The organism is Fulvivirga aurantia, from assembly GCF_009711475.1.
Taxonomy (GTDB): Bacteria; Bacteroidota; Bacteroidia; order Cytophagales; family Cyclobacteriaceae; genus Fulvivirga; species Fulvivirga aurantia.
On sequence record NZ_SMMD01000886.1, the window covers coordinates 1 to 13687 of the forward strand.

The 13687-nt window shown below is 39.5% G+C and carries 12 protein-coding genes; 7 read left to right on the top strand and 5 right to left on the bottom strand.

What is annotated here, in order from left to right:
- The first annotated feature begins 211 nt into the window (after positions 1–211).
- The gene (locus E1176_RS14825) at positions 212–2221 is read left to right on the top strand and encodes a CHU_0125 family OmpA-like outer membrane integrity protein (RefSeq protein ID WP_246206066.1); all 2010 of its coding nucleotides are present in this window, start codon (positions 212–214) and stop codon (positions 2219–2221) included.
- Positions 2222–2313: 92 nt separating this feature from the next.
- Here E1176_RS14825 and E1176_RS14830 read toward each other — a convergent pair whose 3' ends face one another.
- On the bottom strand, positions 2314–3249 hold the full coding sequence (locus tag E1176_RS14830) for a proline iminopeptidase-family hydrolase (protein ID WP_155211419.1): 936 nt from the start codon (positions 3247–3249) through the stop codon (positions 2314–2316).
- Between the two features lie 159 nt (positions 3250–3408).
- Here E1176_RS14830 and E1176_RS14835 point away from each other — a divergent pair, with 159 nt between their 5' ends.
- From E1176_RS14835 to tpx, 3 genes are read left to right on the top strand one after another with little or no spacing between them, the layout of a single operon-like run.
- Entirely contained in the window at positions 3409–4575 is a 1167-nt protein-coding gene (locus tag E1176_RS14835) for an AIR synthase-related protein (RefSeq protein WP_155211421.1), read from the top strand.
- Between the two features lies 1 nt (position 4576).
- The gene (locus E1176_RS14840) at positions 4577–6433 is read left to right on the top strand and encodes a M1 family metallopeptidase (RefSeq protein WP_155211423.1); all 1857 of its coding nucleotides are present in this window, start codon (positions 4577–4579) and stop codon (positions 6431–6433) included.
- A 20-nt stretch (positions 6434–6453) separates the two neighbouring features.
- Positions 6454–6951: a thiol peroxidase gene (gene tpx, locus E1176_RS14845; protein WP_155211425.1), complete on the top strand. Its 498-nt coding sequence runs from the start codon at positions 6454–6456 to the stop codon at positions 6949–6951.
- Between the two features lie 79 nt (positions 6952–7030).
- Here tpx and E1176_RS14850 read toward each other — a convergent pair whose 3' ends face one another.
- From E1176_RS14850 to E1176_RS14860, 3 genes are all read right to left on the bottom strand, one after another.
- Positions 7031–7417: an acyl-CoA thioesterase gene (locus tag E1176_RS14850; protein WP_343030545.1), complete on the bottom strand. Its 387-nt coding sequence runs from the start codon at positions 7415–7417 to the stop codon at positions 7031–7033.
- Entirely contained in the window at positions 7417–9936 is a 2520-nt protein-coding gene (locus tag E1176_RS14855; protein ID WP_246206068.1) for a M14 family metallopeptidase, read from the bottom strand. Before E1176_RS14855 ends, E1176_RS14850 begins: the two co-directional genes overlap by 1 nt.
- A gap of 65 nt (positions 9937–10001) precedes the next feature.
- A complete protein-coding gene (locus E1176_RS14860) occupies positions 10002–10541 on the bottom strand; it encodes a DinB family protein (RefSeq protein ID WP_155211429.1) in 540 nt (179 codons plus the stop codon).
- A gap of 90 nt (positions 10542–10631) precedes the next feature.
- Between E1176_RS14860 and E1176_RS14865 the strand changes: the two genes are divergently transcribed.
- The 3 genes from E1176_RS14865 (at position 10632) to E1176_RS14875 (ending at position 12625) form a co-directional block, all read left to right on the top strand.
- Positions 10632–11513, top strand: a complete 882-nt coding sequence (locus E1176_RS14865) for a patatin-like phospholipase family protein (protein ID WP_155211431.1) — start codon at positions 10632–10634, stop codon at positions 11511–11513.
- Positions 11479–12054 (top strand): class I SAM-dependent methyltransferase, encoded by a 576-nt coding sequence (locus E1176_RS14870; RefSeq protein WP_155211433.1) that lies wholly within the window; start codon positions 11479–11481, stop codon positions 12052–12054. The genes E1176_RS14865 and E1176_RS14870 overlap by 35 nt, the downstream gene beginning before the upstream one ends.
- Before the next feature lie 64 nt (positions 12055–12118).
- Positions 12119–12625: an RDD family protein gene (locus E1176_RS14875; RefSeq protein WP_155211435.1), complete on the top strand. Its 507-nt coding sequence runs from the start codon at positions 12119–12121 to the stop codon at positions 12623–12625.
- Positions 12626–12686: 61 nt separating this feature from the next.
- On the opposite strand, the gene E1176_RS14880 is transcribed toward E1176_RS14875, so the two are convergent.
- A partial coding sequence (locus E1176_RS14880) for a diacylglycerol/lipid kinase family protein (protein WP_222933158.1) occupies positions 12687–13687 on the bottom strand: 1001 nt, incomplete at its 5' end.

Genomic DNA, 13687 nt, shown 5'->3' on the forward strand with positions numbered 1-13687 from the left:
CACTTTAAAGTCAAAAGTTGAAGAAGGGTTGATTAAAGAGGATACCTTGATGTTTAATAATTTGGTAGGCAATAAAAAAGACCTGGAATCGTCATGGTTGGTACCTGCCAAAGACACTTGGATGAGCCGATACTTTAGTTAAGTGGTTTACAACATATGTAAATCACCTGTCGTTATAGCAGTAAGGGCATTTTAATTTTTAACTTTAAGTATGAAATTACTACAACAAGGGCTTCTTGCTATCATTATGTTGGCATTTGCCACATCTTGTAGTTTAGAAAAAAAGGCTTCCAAAACCTTTGATCGAGGCGAGTTTCAAAACTCAATAGACCTTTATTCACGTATCTTAGAAAACGAGCCCAATAACGCTGAAGCAGCTTATTTTATAGCTGAGTCCTTCCGACAATCAAACCGTGTGCAGCATGCTCTTCCTTATTATGAAACGGCACTTAAAAATGGCCTGAAGAATGATTCAATCAGGTTAAACTATGTATTTTCTCTCAAGGCAAATGGTAAATATCAGGAAGCCAAAAAAGAGCTAGAAGCATTTATAGAAAAGGCCGAAAATGAAGAGCTGCTTGTAAGGGCAAATGAAGAGTATAGTAACCTCAATAATCTAGATGAGTTAAGAGCCAAGGAAAGTTATTTTAGAGTTAAAAATCTCGATGATATTAATACACCATCAGCCGAATACTCACCAGTTTACAATGATGGAGAACTGTACTTTACATCATCAAGGGCCAATAACAACAAAATTTATCAGGCAACCGGTACGCCATTTACTAATATTTACCGAGTAAAAACCAGAGGTGCTAATGTAGACACCACCTCTATTAAGCCACTTGATGATTTAATCAATAATTTTAATATCAATGAAGGTTCGGTGACCTTTAGCCCGGATGGTAAAACAATGGTATTTGCACGTGGCAACTCTGGTAAAAAGAAAGGAACTGCAGACGTAAATCTCTTTATTACCAGAAACCGTAATGGTCGCTGGACAGAACCTAGAATTCTTAACATCAATAATCCGGGCTATTGGGATTCTTCACCCGCATTTAGCAGAGATGGGCGCACACTATATTTCGCTTCAAACAGGCCGGGAGGTTATGGAGGAACTGATATTTATTCTGCCCGCCTCAACGCCAGAGGCCGATTTTATAAAGTAAAAAACTTAGGCCGTGAAATTAATACTGCAGGTAATGAGATGTTTCCATACATTTCAGATGATGGCCATATGTATTTTGCCAGTGATGGCCACCCTGGTTTTGGAGGCCTCGATATTTTTGTAGCCCAAAGGAGGAACGGTCAGACTTTTATAGAAAATTTGGCTGAACCGGTAAACTCCAATGCCGATGATTTCGGTATGTTTCTTTTCAAAGCTGATAGAGGGTTCTTTACTTCTAACAGAGCTGGAGGAGCTGGAGATGATGATATATACACTTTCGTAAATGAAGACCCGAACCTGAAAATTGTAAATTATTACTTGCAGGGTGTCACCATGACTCATAATGATAAGGGTGATCTGGAAGTTTTACCTCGTGTAAACGTGCAATTGCTGGATTATAAGAAAGAGGTGTTAGACGAAACCACAACCGGAGATGATGGTAAATTTCTGTTTAGAGTTTACGAACATGAGCACTACAACCTTGTAGGTGAAAAAATTGGTGGGGAAAACCAATACCTGATAACCAGAGGTGAATTTACGACAGTTGGTAAGGCAGTTGACCGAACCACGTTAACAGACCTTGTGACTGATGTACAGTATGACACCACGTTGGTGCTAGAAAAAATTGAGAAGAACAAAGTCTTCGTCTTAGACAATATCTATTACGATCTCGATGAGTCCTACATCCGTGAAGATGCGGCCATTGAGCTGGATAAACTTGTTACCATTCTAAATGATAATCCTGAGCTAAAAATTGAGCTTAGTTCACATACCGATGATCGTGCCCCAGATGATTATAATATGAGACTTTCAGAAAGAAGAGCTAAGTCAGCTGTAGAATATATCGTGTCTCAAGGAATAAGTAAAGATAGGCTGGTGGCTAAAGGATATGGTGAAACCAAGTTGATTATTCCAAATGCTAAAACTGAGGAGGAACATCAGGTAAACCGTAGAACAGAATTTAAGATTCTTGAGTTAGGTGAAAAGAAGCAAGTGTCTGAAGAAGAGTTTGATGAAGACCGTTTCTTTGACGATGATGGAGATACGGGCAATTAGATCATTATAGAAAAAGACCTAGATGGATCTTTTCTAAATAACCTTAAATTAAGGCCTGGCGAAAACGCTTAATTCTCATTTTGGAATTTAAATCACTCTACGTTGCTCATAAAAGACTCCAATTTTTCTGCAAACTCTTCTGGGTTATCAGTGGTTTTGCTGTGGCCTGCATTTGACACGATTGCAACCTCTGAATCTTTTACTTTCGATTGAAACAACTCAAGTGTCTCCGGTAGTACCTCATCATACTCGCCAGCAATGAAAAGTGTGGGCTTCTCAATTTTATGCAACTGGTCTATCCTGTCGAAATCTTGTAACGTACCCGTGGCAGTAAATTCTGTGGGTCCCCACATGTAATTATAAATTTTGGAATTGAAGCCTGGCACGGTGTCACAGGCCGTATAGCTTTGAGGAGGCCACTGTTTTCTAGAAAGAAAGTTTGCATAAAATGTATCGGTAGCGGCCAGGTAGTAAGGGTTGTTGTACTCCTCTAAAGCTTCGTATTTTTTTATAGTATCCTGTACAGGTTGAGAAAGTCTTGAAAGCAAAACTTTAGCATCTTCTATCCAGCGTGGAGTACTTAATAAAGGCCCTGAAAATATAACAGAAGCAACATTTTTAGTCTCTTTTGTGAGCATATATTCCGCTACTATTGCCCCTCCCCAGGAGTTACCTAGCAAATGATACTGATCTAGCTGCAGGTGGTTCGCTACTGCCTCAACCTGATCTACAAAATACGGAAGTTTCCAAAGGGTAGTATCATTGGGGTGGTCAGACAAACCTGATTCGAGTTGATCAAATAAAATGACAGGTCTATGTTCAGCCAATAGGCTATAACCTTCTATCGTGTTACAACTTCTGCTGCCAGGTCCACCATGTACAATCATTACAGGTGCTGCTTCAGCCTCTGGGTTTAGTACCTTATACCAAATCTTACCACCTTTAACCTCTATAAAGCCTTCATCAGTTATTGGTTGATTTTGACATGCGCAGAATATTAGGGCAAGAGCTATGAGCAGATATTTCATTTTTACAAAGTTGATATGTGATAACTAACTTCTGCAAAAAAGTAAACTCTACCAAAATGACTTTTACCAATGGTCGCAGATAGTTATTTATTATTAATCTGTATCAGCAGCTTATTTTATTATTTTTGTATCGCCTTACCTTTATACAATTAAATAACTATGAGTGAACGATACGCACAGCGAGGAGTTTCTGCATCTAAAGAAGATGTACACAATGCCATTAAAAACATTGACAAAGGGCTCTACCCACAAGCTTTTTGTAAAATAGTTGAAGACTATCTGGGCGGTGACCCCGAGTACTGTACCATTATGCATGCAGATGGTGCGGGTACAAAATCTTCACTCGCTTACATGTATTGGAAAGAGACAGGAGATTTATCCGTCTGGAAAGGAATTGCTCAGGATGCGATCATCATGAATATTGATGACCTTATATGTGTCGGAGCACTAGACAACATATTGCTTTCTTCCACAATAGGTAGAAATAAAAATTTGATACCCGGTGAGGTGATTGCGGCATTGATCAACGGTACCGAGGAAATATTACAAATGCTTCGCGACAATGGCGTAAATATTATAAGCACAGGTGGCGAAACGGCTGATTTAGGTGATTTAGTGCGTACTGTAGTAGTGGATAGTACCGTTACAGCAAGGATGAAGCGCTCGGATGTTATTGACAATGCCAATATCAAGGCAGGTAATGTAATAGTTGGCCTTGCTTCTTACGGGCAAGCTACGTATGAAGATGCTTACAACGGAGGAATGGGAAGTAATGGCCTTACTTCTGCTCGTCATGACGTTTTTCATAATTCATATAGCGAAAAATATCCTGAGAGCCATGACCAGGACGTACCTAAAGAATTGGTTTATACAGGCAAATATAAACTTACAGATCGTATACAAGACTTACCTGTCGACATGGGTAAGCTGGTACTTTCTCCGACAAGAACATATGCACCGGTTATGGCCAAAATTTTAAGTCAGCTAAAAGGCAAAGTTAATGGGGCAGTACATTGTAGCGGAGGCGCTCAAACGAAGGTTTTACACTTTGTCGATAAGCTGCACATCATTAAAGACAACCTTTTTGACATTCCACCATTATTTGAAGCCATTCAGGAGGAGAGCGGAACAGATTGGAAAGAAATGTATAAAGTGTTTAATATGGGCCATCGTTTAGAGCTCTACCTTGACGAATCAGATGCGCAAGAGGTAATTGATATCTCTAAAAGCTTTGATATAGATGCACAAATTATCGGTCGTGTAGAGGCTAGTGACAAAAAGCAAGTGACTGTAAAAAGCGACAAAGGAGAATTTATTTATAACTAATATGAAAACTAAAGCTATATTTTGTTTCTATGCATTGATATTTTTCAGTTGCACAGAAAAAACAACCAATGAAGAACAAGAAATGACCATACAAGATCCTCATAGTTATGCCATACCGGAAGAGTCAAAGGTCACTCACCTTGATTGGGCTGCTAGCGTAAACTTTCAAAATAAAGTTATTAATGCTACAGCTGTACTGCATTTAGAAAATAGTAAAGATGCTGCCAAAGTGATGCTTGACACCAAAGGACTAAACATTACTTCTGTAAAGTCGAATGGTGAGGATATGGATTACAGCCTGGGCGATTATGATAAGCACCTTGGACGGTCGTTAGAAGTGGCCATTACTCCGGATACTAAAACAATCACTGTAAACTATACAACAAGTAAAGCGGCAGAAGCACTGCAGTGGCTAGACCCTGTACAGACTGCTGATGGTAATGGGCCATTTTTGTTTACACAGTCTCAAGCGATTTTAGCGAGAAGCTGGGTGCCTATTCAAGATTCTCCGGGGATTAGATTTACATATAATGCCACAGTAAAAGTACCTCAGGGTATGATGGCACTTATGAGTGCCGAAAATCCACAAAAAGTAAGTGCTGATGGACAGTATAGTTTTAAGATGGAAGAGCCGATCCCGGCTTATTTGCTTGCACTCTCTGTGGGTTATGTAGAGTTCGTTTCATTGGGTGAGCGTAGTGGTGTTTATGCTGAACCTTCGGTTTTAGATAAGGCAGCCTACGAGTTTGGTGATTTAGAAAAAATGATCACCGCAGCAGAAGATCTTTATGGGCCTTATAAGTGGGGCCGTTATGACATTATAGTATTGCCGCCTAGCTTTCCGTTTGGTGGGATGGAAAACCCAAGATTGACCTTTGCCACACCTACGATCTTAGCAGGCGATAGATCACTCACCTCTTTGGTGGCACATGAGCTGGCGCACTCCTGGTCAGGTAATCTTGTAACCAACGCTACATGGAATGATTTCTGGCTCAATGAAGGATTTACCGTTTATTTTGAGCATCGTATTATGGAGTCGTTGTATGGCCGTGACTATTCAGAAATGCTGGCTTCACTAGCTGCTCAGGATTTGCAAGATGAAATAGCTGAGATGATTGCTGATGACAATGCCAAAGACACGCACCTCAAGCTTGAGCTCGAAGGGCGCAACCCTGACGATGGCGTAACATCGATAGCTTATGATAAAGGCTACTTTTTTTTAAGGTATCTGGAAGAAAAGGTTGGCAGAGAAAAATGGGATGCTTTTGTGAAGCAATACTTTACAGAGAATGCTTTCAAAGTGATGACTACCGAGGCTTTTATAGAGTATTTAGAAACAAACCTCATCGATAAAGAGCGTATCAACATTGGTACAGTTAAAATAAACGAATGGATTTATCAACCAGGCCTACCAGATGATGCAGTTATACCTGAGTCTGATCGGTTTGAAAAAGTCGATAAAGAAATGAATCGCTTCGTTCAGGGTACACCGGCAGAAGAGCTTGAGTCTGAGGAATGGAGTTCGCATGAATGGTTACATTTTGTGAGAGCAATACCTGACACCATGAAGATAGCTGAGCTGAAGGAGTTGGATGATCAATTTGGCTTTACCAAAACGGGAAATAGCGAAGTGCTGGCAGCCTGGCTCGTGCAATCTGTAAAACATGAATATGAATCAGCCTACGGTCGACTTGAAACTTTCTTAATAAACACCGGAAGGCGTAAGTTTTTAAGCCCTATTTATGGAGAGCTGGTAAAGACCGAGGCAGGTACCAAGATGGCTAGAGAAGTGTATGAAAAAGCCCGGCCAAATTATCATTTTGTGGCAACAAATACCATAGATGAAATGTTGAAGTAACCAACTAAACAACAATAACGATGGCAAAAGTAACATTAAAAGGCAATGAAGTAAATACAAACGGAGAGCTCCCAAAAAACGGAGAAACACTCAGCAATTTTACTTTGGTAAAAACCGATTTATCGGAAGTATCACTTCAGGATTTTAAAGGAAAAAAAGTAATCCTCAACATTTTCCCTAGTGTAGATACTGATACTTGTGCTACATCGGTGAGAAAATTTAATGAGAAAGCGGCAAACCTGGATAACACTGTTGTACTTTGTGTTTCCAAAGACTTACCATTTGCACATGCAAGATTCTGCGGTGCTGAAGGTATAGAAAATGTGATCTCGGCCTCTGACTTCAGGTCTTCATCTATGGCCGAAGCACTTGGAGTGAAAATACAGGATGGACCTTTGGCAGGCTTAGATGCTCGCAGCGTTGTCGTACTAGATGAAGATGGAAAAGTTATCCATTCAGAATTGGTTTCTGAAATCGTGGATGAGCCAAATTACGAAGCGGCCTTATCCGTTTTATAGAGAAAATAAAGTCTTGGTTAACAACCAACATAGAAATGAAAAATGACTTCAGCAGTAATTAAAAGCTGAAGTCATTTTTTTACCCTTTGAATAAGTCGTAAATCTCCTGACTTATCCTAATTGGCCGATGTTTTTGTGTATCAACAGCACACCACATGGTTTTGGCTTCTATTAACACCTTACCAGATTCATTTTTTATTGTGACAAAACGCGGCATTTTAGGCCCCTCGTTTTTTTCAATCCACGTGGTGCAATTTAAAAGGTCACCTTCAAAAGCAGCAGACTTATAATCAATCTCATGTCTAAGCACTACCCAAAGTACGGTTTGCTGAAGTTGATTTGAAGCAATTGTCTTCCAATGTGCTTCAGCTGTTTCCTGTACATACCTTACATACACCACATTATTGACATGACCCATTTGATCAATGGCATCGGCTGAAACTTTTATCGTATGTGTAAAACTCACTAGTCTACAATAAAGACCGCATTAGAGAAAAGCAGCTTTCCGTTTTCCCAAAATGCTCTAAAGAGAGGGTTGTCAACCATATAAATCACATGGCCACTTCCTTTGTCTTGTACACCAAACACGAGGCTGTCTTCCAGTTTTTCGGTTGCTTTATAGCCAGCAAATCCACTTACAGGTTGTGCCTCTCCTTTGAGTATGCCTACATTGCCACCGTTATCTAAAAATGCGTAACGAGCGCTACTGGTTTTGAGGGTAAAATATTCTCGACCATAGCCGTATGCTAACGGGTGTGTGTTGTCCAAGGAAATCTTAAAAATGGCGCCAAATATTGAAGAAGAAAGTCTATCACGCTCTTCTTTGTTATAATTCATTAAGATTTCTTGCTCTGTGGGCTCTTTATCCAACGCTTTCTTCTCTTCATCAGATCTGAATTCCTTTAAGCCAAATCCGTTTTTATCTTTAAAAGCGTTAAGAGCATAACCTACTAAAATGAGTTTACCTCCATCTCTTACCCAGCTACTCACATTTTTAAGCGTACTTTCATCAAAAAGGCTGTACCAGCCATTGGGTACGATGAGCACGTCATAATCTGACAGCTCTACCTGATTGAAATAATCTGTACCGATCGCTGTAACGGGGTAGTTAATTTGTTGCTCAAAGAAATGCCATATCTCACCGAAGCCTAAAGATGAAGTTTGCTCCCCGGCAAGAAGTGCGACTTTTGGTGCCTTAAGTCTGGCAATATCTCCAGAGCCCAGATCGGTACCGCTGTCTGCAAAGCCAGTAGTAACAGCATCGATTTGTCTGTAATAATCAGCTGCATGTTTCTTGATCAGTTCGTCAAATTTGCTTCCGAATTTTTCATTTGTTCTTCGGGTAATTACTATAGTGCCCCGGTCGTAGCTTTTGCCTTGCAGCGAAAATGGTTTAGTCGCGACACGTGCATTTATGCCTTCCTGTAATATGGCAGAGAGCCACTTTACATCATCAAGACTGTTGTATTTGCTTATATAAGCGTAAGGTTTATCTGCTGATAATGAATTGTTTACATCTACTTTGTTATATGTGTTATCAACATTTATACGATCTGTAAGAGCATATGTTTCGAGGCCATAAGCGTAGGGTAATGACCAGGCCGTAATGTCATAGGTTAGTGAATCTGAGAGTTTGGCAACCGGTTCAAATAAGCTGGTAACTAACTTAGACTTAGGCTGATAAGTGCTGATAATTACATCTTTTCCAGATAGTGTGACATTACTCGAGCTGTTGCTATTGAAGTTAAATCCTTTAAAACTCTTGCGAGAATTAGTAGTTCCATATCTAATTTGCTGCTTGTCTAAGAACTTTAGCAAATTATCGATCTTATCAGGATTATTATTACCACTTATAACATATGTTTTATATCTAGCTGAAGGACTGCTCGTTGCTTCATTAAAATACTTGCCAAATTGATTACTGAGTTGAGCTGCATTTTGTGAGGAGATCTCTACCGTAGATATACCTGTCGTGTAGTGGTGCATCACACGATCTTTTAAAGTGAGGGTGTCTCCATATTCAGTAATTATGCCAAGTCCCGCAAAGCCATGACCGGCCTGCTCGTAGGTCATACCGATGGCTCCATTGTAGGTAGGGTACGTATCACCATAGCTTGGGTAAAGTAAGTCAAAACGCTCTTTAGTAAAATATAACCACCCTTCTTTGTCGAAGTATTTCGCGTGGTTTTTACCAATTGTAGTTTGAAATTCTCTCTGCCAGTCAGTAATTACCTCATGAAATGGCTCAGCAGCCGGTGCAAAATAATACGGACTATTATAGCCTTGTTCGTGAAAGTCAACATGCACGTGTGGCATCCATTTGTGATAAATAACGGCACGCTGTGTAGATTCTTGTTGTGTCTGCCACGCCCAGTCTCTATTTAAATCAAACAAATAATGGTTAGGCCTTCCACCAGGCCATGGTTCGTGGTGCTCTATCGCGTCACCATTTGGGTTAAAGTTGCTAGCGCCATACTGGTTGTAGAAGTTAGCATAACGATCTCTACCATCCGGGTTGATACACGGATCCATGATCACAACGGTATTTTTTAACCATTCTTTACCACGGTCTGATGTCAGTAATTCGTAGATGGTTGCCATTGAAGCTTCAATCGAAGAAGCCTCATTTCCATGTATATTATAACTGAGCCAAACAATTGCGATATCATCCTGGGTGGCGCTTCCATCTTCAAGCTTTGCTCGTCTCAGGTTGTTTTTTCGTATTTCCTCGATTTTAGCCATGTTTTCCGGAGAGGAAAATGTAGCAGTAATCAATGGGCGATGTTCATAGGTTTCACCATATTGCTCAACTGTTACATTAGGCATATTTTCTCCTACATACCTAAAGTAGTCAACCACCCGATGGTGTCTGGTAAATCTTTCACCCAATTCGTACCCCAAAAATTCTTTTGGTGATTGGATGCTCTGAGCGATTGTGTTAATAGTGATAAATGAAAAAAGAAGGGCTGCAATTATATTCTTCATAGACATGGATATGTTTTGAATAGCTGAAATTAGTTAAAAAAGCTGATTAAGCGAATAATTAGAGACTAAGCAGGTGTTAATTTTGACAAGTGGTTTCTAATCTGCGGCAGATGGTGGTCAAAATGTGATTGATAAAACGTGAGCGTCTGCTGTATATTTATAAGACCGGTTACCGGATGCCTAAACAAGTTTAAATGAAAAGCTTCGTCTGGAAGTGAGGTAATATAATCATAGAGTTCTTGTCTCACGCTTTCCCATTCTTGTAAGAGACTTGCCCAGTCGACAACCTCCGGGATACCCTCACTCACCATTTTAGGGGCTTTATATTTCAAAGGTAATGCGAGAGTAAAAGACAGAAGTTTTGATTTTAGTGATTCTTTTAGACCAGAGCGTTTAAGCTGTTTTATATCCGTGGTTTTCTTTTTCATGTAGTTTAAAGAAAACTCTTCTATCATGTATAAATGGTAACAAACCTGAGCGATAGACCAGTCTTTGCTGTGCTCACTGTGGTTTAACTCGTTTTCAGATAATGTGCTAAGCTCTTTTAGAAGAGTCCTTTTCGACTGCTGCAACTGATCAAATTTTTGAAGCGTTTTTTCTTTCATATAGATTTAGGAGAAGGATTTAAAGTTATCAATTTTGGTTTGTTGCGCCACCTTATTAATTTGAATTTTGGAATGCATGAATTGTAAGAAATGAAAAAACAAGTACACTTAGTCTTATCAAGCGGTGGAGCAAGGGGCGTGGCCCATATTGGGGTTATTGAGGCCCTACTAGAAGAAGGTTTCGAAATAAAATCAATTGCAGGTAGTTCTATGGGAGCAGTAGTCGGAGGTGTATATGCTGCCGGCAAGTTGCCAGAGTATCGTGAGTGGATGTGTAACCTGGATAAGATCGATGTTTTTAAATTGATGGACTTTACATTTAGCATGCAAGGTTTCGTAAGAGGCGAAAGGGTCTTTAATCAGATGAAATCTTTTATTCCTGAATGCAACATAGAAGATTTAAATATCCCATTTACGGCTGTAGCTACCAATATCATTAATAAAGAAGAAGTGATTTTCCGATCGGGTAGTTTGTACAAAGCTTTAAGAGCCAGTGCCTCGATTCCTTCAGTATTAAAACCGGTGTTGCTCGATGACATGGAATTGGTCGATGGTGGCGTAATAAATCCGATTCCTATTCAGCATGTACAGCCTGAAGATGGCGATCTTGTAGTGGTGTCAGATGTGAATGCAGACGTGCCATGTACTATGGTAGAACCTACGCTTACTGAAAAAAGTCGTTTTGCTCCGCTTTTAGAGAAGTGGAATACACTCTTTCCAAAAAATAATAATAAAACAAAAAGGTTGAGCTACTTCGATTTGATCGCCAAATCCATTGATTTAATGCAGGATAGAATTTCAACACTTACACTTAATCAGTCTAAAGCCGATATTGTAGTAGCTATTTCTAGAGAAACCTGTGGTACCTTTGAGTTTTATAGATCGAAAGAGTTAATTAATTACGGTAAAAGCGAGTTTAAAAAGGAACTGTCTAAATATGGATTACAAAGCATTGAATCAACAAGTCGGTAACATAGATCTTTATCTTTTAGACCAAGTTCTGAAAGGCCGTTTTGAGGGCTACAAAAAAATATTGGATGCCGGCTGTGGCGAGGGCAGAAATCTGAAATATTTTGCCAACAATGGGTGTGATCTATATGGCATTGACACCAATGCGATGGCCATAAAAATGTTGCAAATGAGTTTTCCTGCTCATAAAGAAAATTTCAAAGCTGGAAGTATCGAAAACATGGAGTTTGATGATGATTACTTCGATTTGATAATTTGCTCAGCAGTTTTACATTTCGCGGAAGATGAAGACCATTTCAAATCTATGCTGGAAGCCATGGTGAGAGCCTTAAAACCTACAGGCACACTATTTATTCGCACCGCTTCTGCTGATTATGTTGGGACCGAAAAGGCAGAAGATCAGGGGTTTACCTTTTTGCTTACTAAAGAGCTACTCGAAGAAGTAACTGCGCAATTAAACCTCCGATTATTAGAGCCATTTAAAGCAGTTGTGGTCCTCAACAAAAGAAGTATGGCTGTATTAGTTCTTGAAAAAGGTATATAGTCTATTTGATTGCTGCAAATAAATTAATACATTACCTACCTTAACCAAAACTTATTTTAAAAACATGGAAACAGCAACAACAACAGCAACACCAGTTGCTCAAAAGTATGGCGGATTTTGGATTCGCTTTGTAGCCTACATTATTGACGCTATTATTTTAGGAATAGTAGCCAGCGTGGTTATTGTACCTATTTTCGGAGCATTAGGCTTTGGAGCATATAGCAGTATGCAAGGAGGTGGAGAGATCACGGAAGATCAACTTGGAGCATTAATAGGAATGATATCTGGAGCAGGTCTATTCCTACAAGTTGTAAATATTGTAGCGGGTTGGTTGTATTTTGCACTAATGGAGTCTAGCGGAAAGCAAGGAACCATTGGAAAAATAGCCTTAGGCCTAAAAGTGGTTGACAAGAATGGCGAAAGACTAAACTTCGGTACAGCTACAATTAGGTATTTTGGTAAACTTGTATCAACAGCTATTTTAATGATAGGGTTTATTATTGCTGGTTTTACTGAAAAGAAGCAAGCCTTGCACGATATGATTGCAAGCACGTATGTGATTAAAAATTAATTCACACAGAGAATATACTCAAGGCATCTAATAAAGCTCACGAAACCAAAGACGAGCGATGTTAGATGCTTTTTTTCGTTAGAAAATTTATTTTCTGGTCAGCTAATGTGATTTCAACAGGTGTGGTACCCAAAAACTCTCCGTCACACTCTATACCACAGGGTGACTCTACTCCTGATACCTTGATAGATTTAGCGGTTTTGTAAAACAGCTGAGGGTGCTTGATAATTGCACCGCGCTTTATTTTAGGAATGTTTTTGAGGTAGTCTCGAATGCTGATATCTCCAGAAATGACTATATCAAACCTAGCTTTGGAGGGGTCGGCATCTGGAGCAATACATAGGCCACTACCAAAGTACTTTCCATTGGCAATTACCAGGCTATTTATTTTTCCTTCCCAAAGCCAATTATCAGCTTCAACTTTTACTGCCTGATTTTTATAAGAAAGGAAAGTTTGAATAATAGCTTTAGTAAAGGTAAGACTGGCATTGATGAATATCGGGTCTTTACTCACTCGCTGTACCACCTGCGCCCCGATACCTAAATCAGCGATGTTGATAAAATGTCTTTGCGTGGCGTCACCATCTGTATTTTGGTAGTTTATTTTACCCACACAAAGCTGTTTATAATAGCCTACGTCCAACCACTCTACTAACTCACTGATAGAAGATGGAAACGGGAGGGTTTTGCAAAAATCATTGCCGGTACCATAAGCAAGTCCACAAATTAAACCTTCAAAATTTGATGCAGTCACACCATTTACAACTTCGTTGAGCGTGCCATCTCCACCTACAGCAACGATACAGTCGATATTTGTTTTGGCTAAAGATTCAGAGATTTTAATAGCATCTTTTGACGTAGAGGTCTCATGGCAGAGAAACTCTATAAAATCGTAGGTATCTGTGGCTCGCTTCAGGTCTTTTAAAAACTTCTTTTTCTCTTTAATGAGGCTATTCACCACAAAGGCCACTTTTTTCATGGCCGCCAATTTCACTAAATTTTCTATATCTGTCATGCAACAGACACGATTTTTTACTGTTATCAGGTTAAGTTTATTGACCA